18 protein-coding genes and 1 riboswitch are annotated in these 21,115 nt (G+C 45.3%); of the genes, 12 read left to right on the top strand and 6 right to left on the bottom strand.

What is annotated here, in order from left to right; translation table 11 throughout:
* Positions 1–193 precede the first annotated feature (193 nt).
* Complete coding sequence (locus IFO66_RS14355; protein ID WP_192025804.1) at positions 194–784, bottom strand: SLOG family protein; 591 nt, start codon at positions 782–784, stop codon at positions 194–196.
* A gap of 324 nt (positions 785–1,108) precedes the next feature.
* On the opposite strand from IFO66_RS14355, the gene IFO66_RS14350 reads away from it, so the two are divergent.
* The 7 genes from IFO66_RS14350 to IFO66_RS14320 all read left to right on the top strand — a co-directional run bounded on the left by IFO66_RS14350 (position 1,109) and on the right by IFO66_RS14320 (position 8,789).
* Positions 1,109–1,972: a DUF6612 family protein gene (locus IFO66_RS14350; protein WP_192025803.1), complete on the top strand. Its 864-nt coding sequence runs from the start codon at positions 1,109–1,111 to the stop codon at positions 1,970–1,972.
* Between the two features lie 193 nt (positions 1,973–2,165).
* On the top strand, positions 2,166–3,578 hold the full coding sequence (locus IFO66_RS14345) for a hypothetical protein (protein ID WP_192025802.1): 1,413 nt from the start codon (positions 2,166–2,168) through the stop codon (positions 3,576–3,578).
* A gap of 222 nt (positions 3,579–3,800) precedes the next feature.
* Complete coding sequence (locus IFO66_RS14340; protein WP_192025801.1) at positions 3,801–4,676, top strand: radical SAM/SPASM domain-containing protein; 876 nt, start codon at positions 3,801–3,803, stop codon at positions 4,674–4,676.
* A gap of 106 nt (positions 4,677–4,782) precedes the next feature.
* Positions 4,783–4,891: riboswitch (SAM riboswitch) on the top strand.
* 113 nt (positions 4,892–5,004) lie between these two features.
* On the top strand, positions 5,005–6,015 hold the full coding sequence (locus IFO66_RS14335; protein WP_192025800.1) for a methionine ABC transporter ATP-binding protein: 1,011 nt from the start codon (positions 5,005–5,007) through the stop codon (positions 6,013–6,015).
* Complete coding sequence (locus IFO66_RS14330; protein ID WP_225445770.1) at positions 6,008–6,676, top strand: methionine ABC transporter permease; 669 nt, start codon at positions 6,008–6,010, stop codon at positions 6,674–6,676. The genes IFO66_RS14335 and IFO66_RS14330 overlap by 8 nt, the downstream gene beginning before the upstream one ends.
* Before the next feature lie 38 nt (positions 6,677–6,714).
* Positions 6,715–7,551: a MetQ/NlpA family ABC transporter substrate-binding protein gene (locus tag IFO66_RS14325; RefSeq protein ID WP_192025799.1), complete on the top strand. Its 837-nt coding sequence runs from the start codon at positions 6,715–6,717 to the stop codon at positions 7,549–7,551.
* Between the two features lie 8 nt (positions 7,552–7,559).
* On the top strand, positions 7,560–8,789 hold the full coding sequence (locus IFO66_RS14320) for an iron-containing alcohol dehydrogenase family protein (protein WP_337913094.1): 1,230 nt from the start codon (positions 7,560–7,562) through the stop codon (positions 8,787–8,789).
* Between the two features lie 208 nt (positions 8,790–8,997).
* On the opposite strand, the gene IFO66_RS14315 is transcribed toward IFO66_RS14320, so the two are convergent.
* Genes IFO66_RS14315 through IFO66_RS14300 form a run of 4 tightly spaced genes read right to left on the bottom strand, consistent with a single transcriptional unit; the run spans position 8,998 to position 11,077 of the window.
* Positions 8,998–9,540 (bottom strand): phage tail protein, encoded by a 543-nt coding sequence (locus IFO66_RS14315; RefSeq protein ID WP_192025798.1) that lies wholly within the window; start codon positions 9,538–9,540, stop codon positions 8,998–9,000.
* Positions 9,541–9,561: 21 nt separating this feature from the next.
* Positions 9,562–10,062, bottom strand: a complete 501-nt coding sequence (locus IFO66_RS14310) for a phage tail protein (protein WP_192025797.1) — start codon at positions 10,060–10,062, stop codon at positions 9,562–9,564.
* A gap of 25 nt (positions 10,063–10,087) precedes the next feature.
* Entirely contained in the window at positions 10,088–10,588 is a 501-nt protein-coding gene (locus IFO66_RS14305; protein ID WP_192025827.1) for a tail fiber protein, read from the bottom strand.
* A gap of 6 nt (positions 10,589–10,594) precedes the next feature.
* Complete coding sequence (locus IFO66_RS14300) at positions 10,595–11,077, bottom strand: GNAT family N-acetyltransferase (protein ID WP_192025796.1); 483 nt, start codon at positions 11,075–11,077, stop codon at positions 10,595–10,597.
* Positions 11,078–11,310: 233 nt separating this feature from the next.
* Here IFO66_RS14300 and IFO66_RS14295 point away from each other — a divergent pair, with 233 nt between their 5' ends.
* Positions 11,311–15,948 carry a cadherin-like beta sandwich domain-containing protein gene (locus IFO66_RS14295; RefSeq protein ID WP_192025795.1) on the top strand — a complete coding sequence of 1,546 codons (4,638 nt, stop codon included), beginning with the start codon at positions 11,311–11,313 and terminating at the stop codon, positions 15,946–15,948.
* Between the two features lie 88 nt (positions 15,949–16,036).
* Here IFO66_RS14295 and IFO66_RS14290 read toward each other — a convergent pair whose 3' ends face one another.
* Positions 16,037–16,273: a DUF6953 family protein gene (locus IFO66_RS14290; RefSeq protein WP_192025794.1), complete on the bottom strand. Its 237-nt coding sequence runs from the start codon at positions 16,271–16,273 to the stop codon at positions 16,037–16,039.
* 229 nt (positions 16,274–16,502) lie between these two features.
* Here IFO66_RS14290 and IFO66_RS14285 point away from each other — a divergent pair, with 229 nt between their 5' ends.
* From IFO66_RS14285 to uvrA, 4 genes are all read left to right on the top strand, one after another.
* Positions 16,503–17,219 (top strand): lysophospholipid acyltransferase family protein, encoded by a 717-nt coding sequence (locus IFO66_RS14285; RefSeq protein ID WP_192025793.1) that lies wholly within the window; start codon positions 16,503–16,505, stop codon positions 17,217–17,219.
* Between the two features lie 137 nt (positions 17,220–17,356).
* On the top strand, positions 17,357–17,623 hold the full coding sequence (locus IFO66_RS14280; RefSeq protein ID WP_192025792.1) for a hypothetical protein: 267 nt from the start codon (positions 17,357–17,359) through the stop codon (positions 17,621–17,623).
* 65 nt (positions 17,624–17,688) lie between these two features.
* The gene (locus IFO66_RS14275) at positions 17,689–18,351 is read left to right on the top strand and encodes an HD domain-containing protein (protein WP_192025791.1); all 663 of its coding nucleotides are present in this window, start codon (positions 17,689–17,691) and stop codon (positions 18,349–18,351) included.
* A gap of 227 nt (positions 18,352–18,578) precedes the next feature.
* Entirely contained in the window at positions 18,579–21,104 is a 2,526-nt protein-coding gene (gene uvrA, locus IFO66_RS14270) for an excinuclease ABC subunit UvrA (protein WP_192025790.1), read from the top strand.
* Positions 21,105–21,115 lie beyond the last annotated feature (11 nt).

The raw sequence follows: 21,115 nt of genomic DNA, 5'->3' as shown, positions 1-21,115 counted from the left end.
TTATATCTGTTTATTTTCCATGTGGGGCACTTATTTCGTAAAAATGTCTGCACATTTGCAGTTATTTTCCTCAACCAGTTGTTTTCAACTCCAAATAGATGCACTTTTGCAGGAATTCAAGGAAGAAGATAGACAAAGTCGCACCATCATTAGCTTGGATGTAGACTGATCTAACTCGATTCACTTGATACATTTACAATTCCTCGCCAAGATATTCATGGCCAACGTCAACGTATTCAAATGGCTGCTCTTCTTCTGCTACCGCTTGAATTTCTTCTGACCCAATAGCGAAGTAGCGATACCCATCCTCTGCGTGCTTTTTTAAAGCCCGTTCCTTTACAAACTTAGGGCTGGCCTCTGCCGCATCTTCATCATATACGAGCAATATCCCATCTGTTTTGCGAAATAATAGATCATCACGAGCGATGAACTGCCATTTTCCGATATAAGGGCCGTTGCTAACTGCGGCATAATGGTCCACCTGCTGCAAAATCTGCTCGTAGCTTGCTTTTTTGTCATCGCTCCATTGCGGATCAGGCTGAGTGAAGGCGGTAATTATCGAACATTTCAGATGGGGATATTGCTGCCGAAGGGAGATTGCAGCCTCAATGGCCCACAGATCGACTCCATGCTGTCCTGGAGTAATGACCCACTCTAGTCCTTCTTCCACCAATGGAATTAATCGGTTTGTAATTGCTTTACGGATATAGGTGATGCCTTTATGTTTCTGGCTGAAAATACCGAGCTCGTGTGCCCGATAGCCAGTTATAAGCAGGTTCTTCACAATGTAGTTCCTCCAACCTTACATGATATTTCATCTTGTAATCTTATATTATTATAATTCTTAACAGCCTCTGTATACAGTTTATCTCCATTAGGATAGGATTCGAGGTGGAAAGAATGATGATTTAGATGTAGTTGCACTTGTAACAAAGTGTATCGATATTCAGTTCTTTAGCCTATATAAAAAGCGAATTAATAGTTAAATAGTTCCAAGTAACCACATATTTAGGCCTCGGATCTTGTCTTATTAGGCCTTACTTACCTGTTTTTATAACGTTTCATTTGGGTAATATTAGGTGAATATAAATCTTGGGAGGAACTTGTTTTGAAGAAATGGACAGTAGCACTACTTAGCGCAATTCTCGTATTAGGTATTACGGCTTGTGGAAATGATAAGGGGGCAACTGGCACAACTACAGATAATAAGCCAGCTGCGACAGAGACACAACAGAAACCAGCTGCTGCACTACCGACAGCTGAAGAACTTATCACAAAGACAGTTGAAGCGGGTAAAACATCCAAGAATTTTGCAATGGAAGGTACGATTAAGCAAAATATCATCGTTGGTGAAGGCGATCAGAAGCAAGAGCAAAAGGTCGATATTTCATTGAAGAGTGAGATTACAAAAGACCCAATGCATCTTTACCAAGAAATGAAAATGTCTTTGGCTGGTCAAGAGCAAAACATGAAACAATATATTGCTAAAGAAGGTATGTTTGTTGAAGTTGAAGGCGCTTGGGTGAAGCTTCCTAAAGAAGCTGAAGCTGAATTGTTGGCTCAAGTACAAGGACAAATTAGCCCAGAACAGCAGTTTGAAGCGTTCCGTGCTGCTGCGAAAGATATGAAAGTAGCTGAAGAAGGCGATCAGTATGTGATGAATGCTGAATTGTCTGGTGACGGAATGAAGGAAATGGTTAAGAAAGTAATGAGCCAATCTGCAAGCGGTAAAGATCCACAAATGGTAGCGATGATTGAGCAAATGAACATTAAAAGTGTAAAGCTTTCCTTTGCTGTGAATAAAGAAACATTTTTGCCGACAAAGTCTGATATGGTTATGGATTTGACGATGGAAGAAGGCGGGCAAAAAATGAGCTTGCTTATGGATATGAAATCAACATTCTCCAAGCATAATGAGATTGGCGAAATCAAAGTGCCGCAAGAGGTAATTGATAGCGCTAAACAACAATAATACGATTACGACCGCTGAGCCTAGTAGGCTTGGCGGTTTTTTAATTTAATTGCTGTGATTATAACACTATATTTTACCAAACGAAGCCGTTATATTAAAATAGGCGTGTAAATATACTTGGGTGGAAATATTCTCCCCATCCGAGTATGACAAGTGTCTATTTCACTCACGATTAGTAGAATAAAGGGGATGTATGATGAGAGAGCGGCTTCGTATGTTGTGCACAAGATTAACATTGTTGGTAGTCATAACGGTCTTCTGTATTCCAGTCCCGACAGTAAGTGCGAGTAGTAAGGGAGGAACAGAAACGTATACGATTAAGAAGGTGGATAGTTCAGGCAAGATGAAGCCTGCTTACTATTCAACGGCATGGAAATTTCAATTTCCAAAAGAATGGGAGATTGCAGCTACCGTTGTAGATAAAAAACGTAATATGATAATTGCTATGTACGCTGTAAAAAGTAAAGAGAACGAATTATTTAGTTCTACAAAAAATAAGGAATACGGGCTAGCAAGTTATGATTTAACAACGGGTGAGCGCGTATGGAAAATCTCTTTGTCAGGATTGTTTGAAGGAGATTTCAGCACCTATACTTATATGGATGAATTGGAAATTCAGCATAATGGTGAAATCATAATAACGGGTTATATAACTAGAGAAGTTCAAAAGATGAGCGAAACAGGAGACAGTTATTTTCAGAGCGAGACGATCGGTGATGCGATATTAACAGTCCAGTCAGCTACAGGAAAGATTACAAGGAAAATTGTGACCCCCGTATTAGAGAACAATGATTTTACAGTAAAAGGGCCATGGCTTCTGTCCGATGGCAGGTTAATGACAGCGTCTTCGCTAGATTTCGATGCTAATAAGACACTTTTGAGATATTATGATAGCTCTGGAAAACTAATAAAGTCGGTAGAGCGCAATGGTCATTTAGCCCATTTTGGCAATGGTGAATATGTGTATATCGTAAAGTACGAACATGATTTTAATAAACTAACGGTTACTGTGCGAGATGAAGTGGGTAAAGTACTACGAAATTATACATACAATCGTGAACAAGGAAAATTGAAAAAAAATCAAGTGGAAAATGCGTGGAAAGCTGAGTTTCTGCCAGACGGAAAGTTCGTAGTATCTGCTAATATTTATAAAAATACAAAGGAACAACCGCTTCTTTTCAAAAGAATAAGTGTCTTTTCTAAGCATGGTAAACGGCTATGGATGCATAATGTAGCGGCGTCAGATTCAGATCAAGATTCTCTCTACTATACAATTATAGGTGGTCGATTGTACGTGATGAATTATAAAGCTTCTACACTTGCAGAGATTCATAATGGTAAGATGCTGAAGCCAGTTAAGCTTGGAACAGGGCCGCTTAGTGAAGGAATGACTATTTTAGGGGAGGGCATGTTTTATACCCAGAAGAGAAGTCATTTGGATAGCAAACAGAATAAAGATTACTATTATGTCGGCGCAGTGAAACCGATCCGTAACATTCTCCAAGTAACAGTTCCAGATCATACAAGGTTGGTATGGGCTGATTCTACACAAGTGTTGTTGTTTAACTATACAAACAATCAGATGACCTTGCTTCGTGTAAAGTAAGTAGGTAAGCGCGAGCATCTATATTGCCGCACACGATGGAACGGGATTAGGAAAAGCTCAAGCAGAAACAACTGCTTGGGCTTTTTTGCTGTGTATACATGGAGAGGTCGAAGCCATACACTTCATATTACAGCCTGACTATAGTAAAGTTAGGTATAGCACTTTAAAAATAAACGAAGTTTCGTACACATAGACAGACATATGAGGAATGAGGAACTACAGTTGAGACAATTTAAAAAGGTTTATATTGAAATTACGAGCGTATGCAATTTGGCTTGTACCTTTTGCCCACCTACCGAAAGGGCGAAAGGCTTCATTAAGCTCGATACGTTCAATCAAGTGCTTGATCAAGTAAAGCCGCATACCGATTATATTTATCTCCATGTTAAAGGTGAGCCTTTGCTTCATCCGAAGATTGATGAACTGCTTGATGCTGCACATGAGAAAGGGCTCAAGGTTAATATTACGACGAATGGAACGTTAATTACGAAAAACAAACATAAGCTGCTCGGCAAGCCTGCGCTGCGCCAGATGAATTTTTCGCTGCACAGTTTCGATGGTCATATCGGATCTGAGAATCGGGAGAAATATTTGCGCGAAATCCTTTCCTTCGTTCGTGAAGCAGAAGAACATAAAGTTATTTTCTCGTTCCGCTTGTGGAACTTAACGCAGGACAATATGACCAATCTAGAGAAGCAGCGCAACCGTGAAACGTTGGAAGTATTGGAGAAGGAATTTAACCTCGACTTTAAAATTGAGGAAAAGGTCGTTCCCGGCAGCGGTGTTAAAATAGCGAATCGTATCTATTTGAATCAAGACCATGAGTTCCAATGGCCGAGCCTGGATGCACCAGAGGACGATGGCAAAGGGTTTTGTTATGCGCTGCGCAGCCAAGCGGCTGTACTCGTTGATGGGACCGTTGTGCCCTGCTGTCTGGATGGTGAAGGTGTTATCAATTTGGGTAACGTTCATGAGAAGACATTTACGGAAATTATCGATGGGGAACGGGCCAACAATCTGTATTACGGTTTTTCCAACCGTGAAGCGGTAGAGGAATTATGCCGCAGGTGCGGATATAGACAGCGTTTCGGAACATAATCGGAAGATGTGACTGTTCGAAACACACAAGATTTTATTTAAAAATTTTGATTGACAACTTTTTCATATGTGTGTAATATTTTTTTCAATGCAACTTCATATTTTTACCTTATCAAGAGCGACTGAGGGAATAGGCCCTACGACGTCCGGCAACCTTACCATCGAGTAAACGGTGCTAAATCCTACGGAATGTGAACCATTCTGAGAGATAAGTTAGCCAATGACACAAGTCTAACCTCTTTCTCTAGCGAAAGAGGTTTTTTTGTATATAGAAGGGACTATGCGGTAATTGGCTAAGCAGCGAGAATGAAGCAATGGGGTGAGAGAGATGATCGAGATACAGAATCTCGTAAAAGAGTACAAGAGCAAGAAAGCCAACGTGCTCGGAGTAAATAATGTTTCCTTAACGATTAACAAAGGAGAAATTTTCGGCATCATCGGTCGTAGTGGAGCAGGAAAAAGTTCCTTGCTGCGCTGCATCAATTTACTGGAGGAGCCGACTTCGGGGCATGTGTTCGTAGACGGAGTCGATCTGACAACGCTCAAGGGAGAGCAACTGCGCCAAGCGCGCCTAAAGATCGGGATGATTTTTCAGCATTTTCATCTCATTCGTGCGAAGACTGTTTATGAAAACATTGCATTCGCACTCAAAGCGAATCACAAGTCCCCACAAGAGATAGAGGTACGTGTTACGGAACTGCTCGATATGGTTGGACTAGCGGATAAGCGGGATGCATATCCTGCGCAGTTGAGCGGCGGACAGAAGCAGCGCGTTGGTATTGCACGAGCATTGGCGAATGATCCGCACGTGCTGTTATGTGATGAAGCGACTTCTGCCTTAGATCCAGAGACGACACAGTCCATTCTAGAACTACTGAAGAAGATTAATCGTGGACTACAGCTGACAATTGTGCTCATTACACATGAGATGGAAGTTGTGAAGGACATTTGCGATCGGATGGCGGTTATGCAAAACGGCATTATTGTCGAAGAAGGCAAAGTATATGATACGTTCTCTGATCCGCAGCATCCGACGACGCAGTCATTTATGAAGAGCTTGTTCCAATTCGAGCTGCCAGAACGCATGTTGAGGAAGTGCCAAGGAACGATTGTCAAAATTCACTTCGTTGCTCCGCAAGCAGAGGAAGCTGTCATAACAGAGGTACTGCGTGCGTTTGATGTTAAGGGTAACATTTTGCATGGCAAGATTGAGTACATCCATGACAACCCGCTGGGCATTCTTATTTTGGAGTTAATCGGAGAAGGTGCTGAAGTACAGCGGGCAATTGAATACATAACGAAGCGAACGCATCGAGTGGAGGTGCTGCATCATGTTTGATTTTTCATCCGTGATTGAAATACTGCCTGATCTAAACAAATCATTTTTCCAAACGCTTTACATGGTGGGAATTTCGCTTGCAGCAGCCATTGTAGTTGGCTTGCCGATAGGCATTGTATTGTTCGTGACGGATCGTGGTTTATTTCTTGAAAATGTGGCGGTAAAAAACATTTTAGGTTTCATCGTGAATATGATCCGATCGATTCCATTTATCATTTTGATGGTGCTGTTGTTCCCGTTCACGAAGATGCTTACAGGGACAACGATTGGCCCTACGGCTGCATCGGTATCATTGTCGGTCGCTGCCATTCCGTTCTTTGCAAGGTTAGTAGAGCAAGCTTTGCGCGAAATCGACAAGGGCGTTATTGAAGCTGCGGTTTCGATCGGTGCAACACCATGGATGATCATTAAAGATGTTCTGCTTCCTGAAGCAAAGCCAGGCATCATTCAAGGCATTAACATTACAGCGATTAGCTTGGTTGCCTACTCAGCAATGGCTGGGATTATCGGCGGTGGCGGTATCGGTGACTTGGCCATTCGCTTCGGTTACAATCGCTACGACGATACGATTATGTTCACAACGGTCGTTATTCTTATTTGTTTAGTACAGCTTATTCAATACGGCGGTGACTTCATCGCAAAAAAAGTAGACAAGCGCTAAGACGCATACATTTTTATATTAAGTGGAGGGGTATAATCATGAAAAAATTTGCACTCATTTTATCTATTATTTTAACGATTGGCTTGCTAGCGGGTTGTGGTTCTTCATCAGACAAATCCGGCTCTGCAAATGAAGATACGAAAGCGTTGAAAATTGGTGCAACAGCTGGACCGTACAGTGATATGGTTACAAAGGTAATTAAGCCGATTATGGAGAAACAGGGATACACAATCGAAGTTATTGAATTTGGCGACTATATTATGCCGAACCGAGCACTAGGCAACGGAGAACTCCATGCAAACCTGTTCCAGCACAAGATTTACATGGAAAACTTCGCAAAAGAAAATGATTTGCAATTGTCTGAGCTTGTTATTGTACCGACAGCTCCAATGGGTATTTACTCGAACAAATATAAGTCATTAGAAGAGATTACCGAAGGAAGCACAGTGGCAGTAGCAAATGATCCAACGAATTTGGCTCGTACGCTCGGTTTGCTGCAAGATGCAGGCTTAATTACAGTAGACAGCAACGTTGATCCGCTGCGTGTATCTGAAAAAGATGTGAAAGATAATCCGAAGCAGCTTGTTTTCCAACCGATCGAAGCGGGACAATTGCCGCGAGCAGTTGATAGTGTTGACCTATCGCTAGTTCCAGGTAACTTTGCACTTGCAGCGAAGATGGATCTGCTAAAGGCTTTGCAGTTGGAAAATATGCCGGATGACTACCGCAACCGTGTCGTTGTCAACACAGCTGACCTAGAAAAACCATTTGCAAAAGCGTTGAAGGCAGCTGTAGAATCACCGGAATTTGAGAAAGCGATTGACGAGCAGTTTAAAGGTTTTGGCAAACCTGAGTGGATGTTGAAAAGGAAGTGAGTGACATCGTGACAGCGTCAGCGTTGGAACAACGAATTGTCGTCAGAGGTGCACCAGCTCTTTACTATTGTGAAGAAGGGATTTTGAGCAGGTTGGAGTCATTGCTGCAGCCTTATGCTTTTCGAAGAGTGCTCGTCATTCATGGCGAGCGTTCTCTAGAGGCTGCGCAGCCTTATTTGCCTAAATGGAAGCACACGCAGGAGCGAGCTCAGGATCAGGAGCTGCAACATGCTTTTGAGCATGGATTGACCGAAGAATTGATAGATGAGCTTGCTAAGGAGAGGGAGGATTCGTCCCTTTCCCTCATCTATGTTTCTTATCAAGGCGAGTGCACATTAGCGGAAGCTGAGCGGCTTGCACAAGCTGCTCGAAATGAGCGTGCAGATGTAATTGTGGCCATTGGCGGTGGCAAGGTGATTGATGTGGCAAAGGCGGCAGCTCATGAAGCAGGGTTGGAAGTTATTATGGTGCCGACGCTGGCTTCGAATTGTGCGGCTTGGACGCCATTGAGCGTCTTTTATAACGAGCAGGGGCAGTTCACGCACTATACGATATTTCCAAAAAGCTCGTTAATGGTACTCGTGGAGCCACGTATTAATTTGGAAGCGCCTGTTGATTATTTACGGGCTGGCATTGCGGATACGCTGGCAAAATGGTATGAGGCGGATGTGCTTATACGGCAGTTGGAGCAGCCTGTTGCTGCCGTGCAAATTGCTCATCTTACGGCTCGTTTGTGTCAAAGCGTATTGTTGGAAGATGGCTGGCAAAGTATCGCTGATGCGAAACGCGGAGAGCTATCGCCAGCATTCGTGAAGGTACTTGAGACTATTATTATGACGGGCGGTATGGTTGGTGGCTTTGGCGACCATCTTGGGCGTATTGCTGGAGCCCATTCCGTCCATAATGGGCTGACCGTTGCTCCATCTACTCATCATCTGCTGCATGGCGACAAAGTTGCCTATGGTATTCTTGTGCAGTTGGTGTTGGAGGGGAACCTAGCAGAAGTAGAAAAGCTGCTCCCATACTATCAAAGTATGGATCTTCCTTGTCGATTGTCGCATCTAGGGCTATCCGTTCAGGATGAGTTGTTATTGAGACAAGTGGCGTCTGGAACGACGAATCCGCAGGAGTCTATTCATCTAATGGGTGAAGGAATAACGGCAGAGCGGGTATATGAGGCGATGTTGCGGCTTGAGCAGGTGACTCAGCATTTTAATAGTAATAGTATTGGGGAATAAGTGCGAAGCGGGTAAACGGAAAGATAGTTAGTTGATTACCATTACCATTACCATTAAAATATTGGGCGTGTTGCATCCGAGGGCAAAGGTTATTCTAGACTAAGAGGATAATCTGATCGACATGTCATTACTTTTGCAAAAAATAAGGCAGAGCATCCTAGCTAGTTGGCTAGAAGGAGCTCTGCCCTTTTCTATTTACTATGTAGGCTTAACCGCGGGGCGGAAATACACCAGCCAAACAAATGATGAATGTTTGCGCAAGGTAAGGCTGCATATTATTGTGCGGCAGAGAACCGCCTGTTGGTTGCAGTGCGTGTGGAGACAATGGCGTATTAATGACCGTGTCGTACAGCGGATTTTGCTCTTCACGTCCCGGGCGACCTTGCTTAGGTGATTGTGCCCATATCTGCTTCTCAGGATTGTTGCTTGAGCCCACATCATTAATTGCTTGTGGAATATGGGTATGTGAAGGTATTTCAGTCTGTAGTAATGTAACTGTTGGGCTTCCGTTTTGTTCACCAATGGTTCGTGGTGTCAAGCCAGGCCCATGACCTTGATGCATGGGTGCTTGTCCCATAAGGTTGGGGAGAGCAAACGTTGATCTACCGTCTCCACCGTATTGGACACCGAGAATCGAGAATAGCGCAGTATATCGTGCAATTGGCATCAATTGTCCATTGCACAATGCCCATCCATTTGGAGCAAAGTTTCCTGAGAAAATGCGAATTTCACCAAGATATGCTTCAGCCATAATAGTGCCCTCCTAATATGATTAACTGCGGGATGGATATATCCCGGATATTGCAATACAAAATTGTAAAGCAAGGTAAGGCTGCATATTGTTATGAGCTTGTGATTGACCAGCAGTAGAAAGCGCATTTGCCGCCATCGGCACACTTTGCGGTGTTGTGTCTTTGTAATTGTCTGCTGCATCGGACCAAGCATTATTTTGTGCTGAAACAGCAGTTGCTTGATTGGATGATGCCTGAGCCATATGAGTATGCATAGGCATTTCGTTTATAGTAAGGGTATGGCCCGCTTCTCCAGCTGACCGTCCAAGTGGAATTTGTTGTGAAATGTGGATCGGAACACGACCGCGCAAATCGGGTAATGCGAAGGTTGTTCTTCCATCTCCTCCATATACGGCTCCTAGTAACGAAAAGAGTGCTTGGTTCTGATTGATAGAAAGGATTTGGCCGTTGCAAGCAGCCCAGCCTCGTGGGGCATAATTGATCGGGAATAATTTGACTTCTCCTAAAAATGGCTCAGCCATAATAAATGCCTCCTTTAATACGTATTTAGCCTTGTGATGGATAAACTCCATAAAGCGAGATAATAAATGAAATTGTCGTGGTGGGCATCATGTTGTCATGAGGTTGGTTGCCGCCAACCGCCGTAATGGATTGAGCGTTCATATTAACTGTCGTGCTTGATTGTCCGTAAATGGGAGCTGGAGACGCCGCCCATAACATATTAGTAGGTGACGCACTTTGTCCAGCTGCGCCAACTGACACAACTTGATGCGTATGCGCGGGCAGTTGACTGCTAATTAGTGTCACCGTTTCGGTTCCTGCCTTGCTGCCAAGTGGAAGTGTATTACTTGTGTGAAGCGGAATACGTCCCCGAAGATCAGGTAAAGCAAACGTCGTTTGACCATCTCCGCCATATGTGGTACCTATTAACGAAAATAACACTTCATTTTCCGCAATACTTATGAGCTGTCCATTACATAATGCCCAACCTTGGGGTGCAAAGTTGCCCCCAAACATTCGAATTTCTCCAACATAGCTCTCCATAATTGAACGTCACTCCTTTATAGGTGGATGTGGGGTCCATATCATTGTTGCATATAGTTCTGTGCTCTGAGTCACACAGAAACCAAGCCGTTCATAGAGTCGTCTCGCAGCGAAGTTCTGCTCGAATACGGAAAGAACAATAGGCTTGCTTGTGAGGATGGCATCAGCTTGCAGCATCGTAAGAATAGATGTCCCTATGCCTTGGTTGCGATACAGGCTATGTATAGTGAGATCTACTAGAGTGGTATGCTGATTGGAATCCCATAAAATATAGCGGCCCACTGGAATATGCTCTTTCGTTTCTATGATGAAATGCTGCGCGTCCGGATATTGTACTGCATAAGAGTGCTGCTGAGCTTTCCACTGCATTTGTAGAAAAGCATCTCTGGTCATTTCGTCCCATTCCCAGGCAAGGATTTCTTTCCTGCGACTATCTGCATAGAGCTCAAATAAAAAAGGCTCATCTTCGCTGCAAGCAGATCTGTACTGCAAAATGTCACCTCCTGTCGATATGGATAGAAAAATGTGGAATTACAATATGAATATATCATAGTTACCGATGAAAAAAAGTAGAAACTAAAACTATTTTTTGAGTGAATAAAGTATAGGTGTCGTATATAATGAGTGGTAACATCACTGGAAAAAGTTGTAATATGTTAAGTTGTACATATATAACTGTCACATCTTGTCGAAGCAATCATACTAGTACGAGGTGGAGCATGGATATGAGAAGTAGTAGAGTTAGTAACTATCATTTATGGCGACGGATAGGGATTGTGGCGCTATGTTTTATTACGGTTTTAGTAGGTAGCTTAGGAGCAGTAGGCGGGGTTGCACAGGCAACTACATCTTGGACGGCATACTCTTCAGGCACGAGTACGATGCTTAACAATGTAGCTTATGGCAATGGGCGTTGGATCGCGGTAAGCAATAACCGTGAAGTGGTTACGTCTATAGATGGAGTCTCATGGAGCAACCAGGCAACATTACCAACAAATACACTTGGTGTGCAGTACGTGCGAGATCAATGGCTTACGGTCGGTTACTATGGGAAAATATATAGTTCCGCAGATGGGCTTACTTGGACACCTAGGACTTCAGGGGTATCGGAAGATTTGAGTACAGTTGCAACGGATAGTCAGAAGTATGTTGTAGTGGGCTATAAGGGAACAGTACTTGTTTCGTCTGATGGTCATAACTGGACGAATTCAAAGCAAGGCTCATCAAATTTATATTCGTTGACCTACGGCGGTGGGCAATTTGTAGCAGTTGGAGATGCTGGGGTTATTTATACGTCTACGGATGGTGTTAGTTGGACGGTGAGGAATTCAGGTGTGAGTGAGGCGTTACTCGGGGTGATCTATGGCAATGGAACTTATGTTGTTGTAGGTGCTAGGGGAACATTACTCACGTCAACGGATGGTGTTGCGTGGAACAAGCGAGCAGTTCCATCCGGAAGCAAGAGCTTGTATGGGGTGGCTTACGGAAATAACAAGTTTGTCGTGCCTGGAGATAAGGGGCTAATTCTAGCTTCTACGGATGGGCTGACATGGACAGAAGAGAATTCGGGGAATTCCATTGATCTTAATCATCTTGCTTATGGAAGCGGTCGATTCGTTATTGTCGGAGTGGGAGGCCATTTACTATCGCAAGCACAGCCGTTGTCGAGCAATGCGGACTTGAGCGGATTGACGCTGAGCGCGGGAACGCTGGCGCCAGCGTTTTCATCTGGCACGTTGAGCTACACGGCGGACGTGGCGCATAGCGTGGCGGAGCTGCATGTGAGGCCAACGGCAGCGGATAGCAAGGCGAGCGTGACGGTGAACGGTGCGGCCGTGGCAAGTGGAAACGCGCATCGCGTTCCGTTGAACGTGGGAGCGAATCCGATTACGGTAATCGTCACGGCGGAAGATGGAACGATGAAAACGTACATGGTAACGGTGACACGAGCAGTGCCACAGTCGAGTGACGCGAACCTAAGTGGCTTAGCGCTAAGCGCGGGAACGTTGAGTCCAGCGTTTGCCTCTGGTACGACAAGCTACACGGCGAACGTGGCAAGCAGCGTAACGGAGCTGGATGTGACGCTAACAGTAGCAGATAGCAAAGCGAGCATAACGGTGAATGGTGCTGCGGTGGCAAGTGGAAGTGCCTCGCGAGTGTCGTTGAATGTAGGAGCGAACCGGATAACGGTAGTCGTCACGGCGGAAGATGGAACGCCGAAGACGTACACGGTGACGGTAACACGTGCCACACCGCCGCTGTCGAGCAACGCGGACTTGAGCGGATTGACGCTGAGCGCGGGGACGTTGAGTCCAACGTTTGCGTCTGGCACGTTGAGCTACACGGCGGACGTGGCGCATAGCGTGGCGGAGCTGCATGTGAGGCCAACGGCAGCGGATAGCAAGGCGAGCGTGACGGTGAACGGTGCGGCCGTGGCAAGCGGAAACGCGCATCGCGTTCCGTTGAACGTGGGGGCGAATCCGATTACGGTAGTCGTGACGGCGGAAAATGGAACGAAGAAGACGTACACGGTGACGGTAACACGTGCCACACCGCCGCTGTCGAGCAACGCGGACTTGAGCGGATTGACGCTGAGCGCGGGGACGTTGAGTCCAACGTTTGCGTCTGGCACGTTGAGCTACACGGCAGACGTGGCGAATAGCGTGGCGGAGTTGGATGTGACGCCGACGGTAGCGGAGAGCAAGGCGACTGTGACGGTAAACGGTATGGCAGTGGCAAGCGGAAACGCGCATCGCGTTCCGTTGAACGTGGGAGCGAATCCGATTACGGTAGTCGTCACGGCGGAAGATGGGACGACGAAGACGTACACGGTGACGGTAACGCGAGCAGTGCCGCAGTCGAGTGACGCGAACCTAAGTGGCTTGTCGCTAAGCGCAGGAACGTTGAATCCAGCGTTTGCATCTGGCACGTTGAGCTACACGGCGGACGTGGCGCATAGCGTGGCGGAGCTGGATGTGACGCCGACGGCAGCGGATAGCAAGGCGAGCGTGACGGTGAACGGTGCGGTCGTGGCAAGTGGAAACGCTCATCGCGTTCCGTTGAACGTGGGAGCGAATCCGATTACGGTAGTCGTTACAGCGGAAAATGGAACGCCAAAGACGTACACGGTGACAGTGACGCGAGCAGTGCCGCAGTCGAGTGACGCGAACCTAAGTGGCTTAGTGCTAAGTGCAGGAACGCTGACCCCAGCGTTTGCATCTGGCACAACGAGCTACACGGCGAACGTTTCGAGCGGTGTAACGGAGTTGGATGTGACGCCAACAGTTGCGGATAGCAAAGCGAGCGTAACGGTGAATGGAGCTGCGGTAGCAAGTGGCAGTGGAACGCGCATACCGTTGAACGTAGGATCGAACCCAATTACGGTAGTCGTCACGGCGGAAGATGGAACGACGAAGACATACACGGTGACGGTAACGCGAGCAGTACCATTGTCGAGCAATGCGGACTTGAGCAACTTGACGCTAAGTGCGGGAACATTAAGCCCAGGGTTTGCATCTGGTACAACCAGCTATACGGCAAGCGTATCTCATGCCGTATATGATGTAGACGTTAGCGCGATAGCATCTGATGTTGCTACAACGATTACAATAAACGGGACGGCAGCAGCGAATGGAACGGCTGTGAAAGTCCCGCTCAACATCGGAGCGAATGTGATTACTATCCTCGTTACCGCACAGGATGGTACGACGAAAACATACACGGTAATTGTTACACGCTCAACTCCGCCGCAGTCAAGCAATGCAGGCTTAAGCAGCTTGACGCTGAGTACAGGCACGTTGAGTCCGACATTTTCATCGGGAACTACGAACTATACGGCAAGCGTTACGAATGCGGTGTATGAAGTAAGCATCAGTGCAATTGCAGCAGATGCCACTTCAACCATTACGATAAATGGAACAGCAGCAGCGAACGGAACTGCAGTAAAAGTGACATTAAAAGTCGGAGCGAATGCGATTACGATACTCGTTACCGCACAAGATGGATCATCGAAGCCTTACTTAGTCACAATTACTCGTGAAGATCCAGCATCGAACGGTGGATCCAATGGGTCAGGTGATTACACGCCAAAAGACAGTAAAGGCAGTATTCAGGTCATTGATGCAAATGGGTCGATACTTCAAGTTCCTGTTACACATTTAATTGATGCTAAGCTGCAACTAAGAGCGGATATTTACGATTCCAATAATAGCAAACGACTACAGCAAGGCATTGAGATTGCGACTGATGGCACCTTTACATTTAAGCCGTTATCAAAAGGCACGTATCGCGTACATTTATTTGTAACAACAGCCAATGGGGAACGGCTTGCGGGTACAGAAGGTGAGCTAGTCGTTAGCGATTCAGATAAGTCAGTTATGAAGGTAACAGTCATCGATCCAATTAGTGTTGTACGAGATGCAGAAACGAAGCAACCAATTGTGGGAGTGAAGCTAAGCTTATTTTGGGCTGATACGGAACTTAATCGAAAAAATGGTAAAGTACCTGGTGCTCAAGTAGCACTGCCGAGGATCGAAGCAAAGAAACTTTCCTATAACGAGAATGTCCAGTACAGCGATACAGAAGGACAATTCGGCTGGTTGCTCTTCCCAGAAGGCGACTATTATGTCATCGCTGAAAAAGAAGGATTTAAAACGTATGACAGCCGCAAGGAGCAATCTACACCATCCATTCATGTTAAGCATACGGCTGTAAAATTAGATATTCGAATGGCCAATGATACGAAGGAGCATGCACCGTATATATTTGGCTATAAAGATGGAACGTTCCGCCCAAATCAAGGAATTACGCGGGCTGAACTGGCTTCCATACTAGTTCGTCTTTTCCTTCAAGGGGAACAGTCTAAACAGCAGTCAGCAACTATTGCTTTCACAGATGTGGGGGCATCGCATTGGGCGAATAAACATATTTCTACAGTAGCACAAAGCAAGCTCATGATTGGTGATAAAAACGGCCAATTTCATCCAGAGAAAATGGTAACGCGTGCTGAAATTGCTATTATCGTGAGCAAGCTGAAGCAGTTGAAGAATAGCGGTACTTACCAATTGAGCTTTACAGATGTGAAAGGGCATTGGGCTGAGGCGTATATTGAAAGTGCATCTGAAGCGAATGTATTAAAAGGTTTCCCAAATGGAACGTATCGTCCACAGCAATCTCTAACTAGAGCGCAGGTTGTTGTGCTAATCAATAAAATACTTGGACGTACACCTGCATCTATCCATGCCTTGCAAAAATGGAAAGATGTCCAGCCTGCGTATTGGGCATATGACGATATTATGGAAGCTTCAACGACTCATCGGTACTTGCTAAAAGATGGTCAGGAAGTATGGCTTAAGCAGCAATAATAAAAAATGAAAAAGCGCTGTTGAATGGCTTTGTGCCAATACTCAACAGCGCTTTTGTATTTCCTAGGTATGTTCGAGGAACCCTGATTTACGTCCAACCCCAGAAGAAGCCATCACGATCCCATGCAGCTCTGCCGCGGTGCAATTTTTTAAATGCTTTCTTTACTTCTTTCTCAATCGATACATTGCCATTCTCATGTGCATATATAAAAGACTCGCCAAAATGCTCTCGAATGTATGCTACTGCTTCGTCTTGGCGCAGCATGCCTGAAAATTGAAGTTCTTTCAACATCCACTCAGCAACTTGCTCTGCTGAATATTCCATGTTATCGCTCCTTTATTTATCTTGAGTGACTCGAACGATCTGCATATCGATGCATCACGTTCTTATGACTTTGATTTGACCTATTTATCATATCGTTGCATCGTAAACAAATCAATTCAGGGATAACATGCATTCACTTGTATTCCATTAGGAAGTAAATTATTTCAATAAATCATAAAGGTTAAAACCGTGCTATACTCGGAGTACATCATTTGAAAGGACGGACTTCATGAAGATTATCCGCACCATAGTATGGTTTATCTATTTTTGGATTTACTTAATAGGCTTGCTTCCTCACCTTAACAAGGCAAAGAGGCTGCAGCGTGAAGGGCGAACAGAAGAACTTGATGCTCATGTAGCTAAGCATGTTGTAAAATGGGCGCGTTCTTTACTGCGAGTAGCAGGTGCAAAAGTAACGGTACGTGGAGAGGAGCATTTGCCTGCTGAGCCAGCGGTGTATGTTTCCAACCATCAGGGGAATTTCGATGTACCGATTTTATTAGGCCACCTTGGCAACCCGAAGTCGATGTTTGCGAAGCAAGAGATCGGCAAGCTGCCGCTTATCCGTGATTGGATGAAGCTGTTCCGCTGTATATTTGTTGACCGGAACAATATGCGTCAGGCAATGAACAGTTTGAAGGAAGCGACAGAACTTGTTGCTAATGGTCATTCTGTTGTTGTATTCCCTGAAGGTACGCGCAGTAAAGGTGACCAAATCGGCGAATTCAAAAATGGTGCATTTCGTATCGCAACGAAGACGGGGGCTCCTATTGTGCCAATTCGTATTTCAGGTTCTTATAAGCTCATGGAGGCTAACGGATTCTGGATCTCTCCAGCAGAAGTTGAGCTAACGATTCTACCTGCTGTACAGGTTGAGGGGCTATCTAAAGAAGAGATTGCTGAGTTACCAGAGCGAGTAAAAGCAATCATCGAAAGCGCTGAATAATAGTTAAATAGGTACCTACAGGATTATAACTAGAGTCTGTACATGCGAGATCTGCATATACAGACTTTTTTGTATTTGTCACATAAACGCGTGCTGAAAGCAACTCGAATGATTATGAAACTGACGAAACAGGGACAATGAGCGGAGTTATAACATGGCAGTATAACGAAGTTATTGGTACCAAGCCTGATGTCGGAGCTAAAATGGTACTCTTAAAGCCAAATCCTAAAGAAAAATATAATGTTCCTTTGTTGGCAGGAAGTTCAACAGGTGAATTGGTACATGGCAATGGAGTATATGAAGCAAAGGCTGATGGATATGGTAACTATATAATCAATGATATTCCTGAATCCGCATCATTAAAAATTATTTTTAAGGAGCTGCTTCGTAGTTATATTTTCTGACGAAGTCAGCTCTTTTTACGTTAGTAGTATGATTAACATGAAAGTGAAAGGAAGGGTGTTAATTAATGAATTCCATGGGAAACGCCAAAGAACAAGTCATTGCAGCAGCAGAACAGTTTGCCAAATCAGAACTTGAGCATGATCCGACAGGTCATGATTGGTGGCATGTGCACCGAGTGGTAAAAATGGCGGAACATTTAGCGGAGGAAGAAGGGGCGGATATCGCGCTATGTAAAATTGCGGCTTTGCTGCATGATGTTGCAGATGAAAAGTTGAATCCGTCGAAGGAAGCGGGGCTTGAGAAGGTTAGACAATGGCTACAAGGCCAGCCCCTCACTCACGAAGAGCAGGAGCATCTTATGGAGATTATATCTACGATGTCTTATTCAGCAGGGAAGAATCCGCCGATGCGGACGCTGGAAGGCCATGTTGTGCAGGATGCTGATCGTTTGGATGCAATAGGAGCAATCGCCATTGCGAGAGTGTTTCTCTATGCAGGATGGAAAGGAGATCCGATCCATGATCCGGTGCTTCCGCCTCGAGAAACGATGACGATGGAGGAATATCGACATGGAAAGAGCACGGCGATTAATCATTTCTATGAGAAATTGCTCAAGCTAAAGGACAAGCTGAACACGGATGCGGCGAAGCGAATTGGAATAGAGCGGCATCGATACATGGAAAGTTATTTAGAGCAATTCAAGCGTGAGTGGGAAGGTGAGTTGTAGATAAACTTTAAAGACCAAGTGTAATGTTTATTTATTCTAAACTCGTAAATAAAGGGTCATATAACCTCAACCTTATCATTTGCATGAATGTAGTATGATAAGGATCTATTTTAATTAAGTTGCGAATTTATCCGCTTTAGGAATGACCGCTGGGTTGATCCGCGAAAATTTCTCTACGCACATTTCACACGCTGGACTTCCGCAACCGTAATCAAGGAGGGGTATCATTGTTCGAGACGATTAAGATTAAAGGTGCTAGAGAGCACAACCTGAAGAACGTTACGTTGGAGATTCCGAAGCATAAGTTTGTTGTATTAACGGGGCCGTCAGGGTCCGGTAAATCTACGCTTGCGATGGAAACATTGCAGAAAGAGTGTCAACGACAGTACATGGAATCAATGGGGATGATTACAGATTCCTTCACGAAGCCGAAAGTGGATTCCATTACGGGTCTTTCTCCTTCCATAAGTGTAGGGCAGCATGTGACGAATCGAAATCCACGTTCAACGGTTGGAACCGTCACGGATATCCATCAATTTCTACGGTTTGTTTATGCAAGAGCAGGTAAGCGTCCGTGCCCATCCTGCGGTGAAATGGTCGAACAGGCAACAGACGCAGCAGCAGATAGTAGTATGAATGAGGAAGAAGAGCGTGAAGGGAAGATTATTTGTCCTTCTTGCAGCGCGTCCCTTCCAAAGCTCACCATGCGGCATTTTTCCTTCAATACACCTGAAGGTGCTTGTGGAGAATGCTCAGGTTTAGGTGAAGTGGCTAGTTTGAATATAGATGCGGTGTTTGATTTGGATAAAAGCTTGCGTGAAGGCGGAGTTGTCTTCCTTAATGAAGGATTGATCGAATACTATGGTCATGTATTAGTGGCAGCTGGCAAGCATTACGGATTTGAGTTCGATCTGGACCTTCCACTTCGAACCTATACAGAAGCAGCGAAGGATTTGCTTTACTATGGGGCTGAAAGTGAAGAGTTCTCTCGTCACTATCCAACTGTTCAGCCACCGAAGACGGTATCGAAGGGCAAGTTCGAAGGTATTATTACTGGTATGTGGCGCAGATACAAAGAGAAAGACGGCGATGCAGCAGGGGCTTCCTACGGACACGCTGGCGTATTTTTCACACAGCAAACCTGTCAGTCTTGTCACGGTAAAAAGTTAAATGCAGACAGTCGATCCGTACAAGTATATGGAGCGTCCATTTCGGACATATCCAGTTGGTCGCTGCAAGATGTGTATCAATGGATTAGCGATTTGTCCAGTCAGCTTACAGAACAGGAACAAATCTTGCTTCAACCGATTATGGAAGATTTGCCGAATCGCCTTAAGCGGATTGTCGATGTTGGTCTTAGTTACCTTTCCTTGGATCGTCAGACGATTACGTTGTCAGGAGGAGAAGCACAGCGGCTTCGCCTTGCCACATTGCTAGGTTCGGGATTAACGGGAGTGCTGTACGTATTGGATGAACCATCTAGAGGGCTTCACCCGAAAGATACGGAAGGTCTCATTTCAGTATTGCTGCAGCTGCGTGATATGGGAAATACGGTGCTAGTCATCGAGCATGATCCGGAAATGATGCGTGCTGCGGATCATGTGATTGATATGGGGCCAGGAGCGGGAAGTCGCGGTGGTGAAGTAGTGGGCGAAGGGACGTTGGAGCAGTTAAAAGCGATCCCTGCATCGGTTACAGGCGCTTATTTGAGAGAAGAGGAGCTTCCTTCTCCTCCACGTAAACGTAGAAAAGGAAATGGTCGTACGTTAACGATTCATAATGCGCATTTGCGTAATTTGCGCCATATCGATGTTTCGTTCCCGCTCGGGGTGCTGTCCTCTGTAACAGGAGTTTCTGGCTCAGGGAAATCCACATTGATGTTCGATCTGCTTGCGGAAGGCGGTATTGAGCATGCGAAGCGTCCAGGCTGTGACCGTATTGAAGGCCTGGAGCATATTGGTGAGCTTATTTTGGCGGATCAATCTCCGATTGGTCGAATGCAGCGTTCCAATGTGGCGACCTATACGGATGTATTTACGCAGCTTCGTAATCTGTTTGCTGGCTTGCCTGAAGCGAAGAAGCAGAAGCTAACGTCTAAGCATTTCTCCTTCAATACAGCAGGTGGGCGTTGTGAAAATTGCCAAGGGCTAGGTGTAGTAACGCTGGATATGAATTTTTTGCCCGATATGGAGGTTACCTGTAAGACGTGTAAGGGCCGCCGTTTTAAAGAGGAAGTATTGGCGGTTACGTATAAAGATCACTCCATCTCCGATCTGCTGGACATGTCTATCGAAGACAGCTTGGAAATATTCGCATCGGAGAAAAAAGTTGCGAGTATGATCGAGCTGTTGTGCGAAGTGGGATTGGGCTATTTACATTGGGGTCAATCCGTTCGAACGCTTTCCGGCGGAGAAGGGCAGCGCTTGAAGCTGGCGAAGGAACTAAGTAAGAAAACGAAGAAGCATACGCTGTATTTACTGGATGAGCCTTCGACAGGGCTCCATCCGAAGGATGCGGAACGTCTTCTTATTTTGCTGCAGAAACTGGTGGATGCCGATAATACGGTTATTCTTGTTGAGCATAACATGGAACTTGTACGAGAGTCGGATTGGGTCGTAGATCTTGGACCTGAAGGTGGCGCAGCAGGTGGACAATTGATGGCGGCAGGTACTCCTGAGCAGGTAGCAGAGGTTGCTCATTCGCAAACGGCTAAATATTTAGAAGCTGCTTTAAGCAAATATAGAAACAACTAAGTTCGGTGACG

Source organism: Paenibacillus arenosi, assembly GCF_014841135.1.
GTDB lineage: Bacteria > Bacillota > Bacilli > Paenibacillales > Paenibacillaceae > Paenibacillus_B > Paenibacillus_B arenosi.
This window is presented reverse-complemented; position numbering and strand designations above follow the sequence as displayed.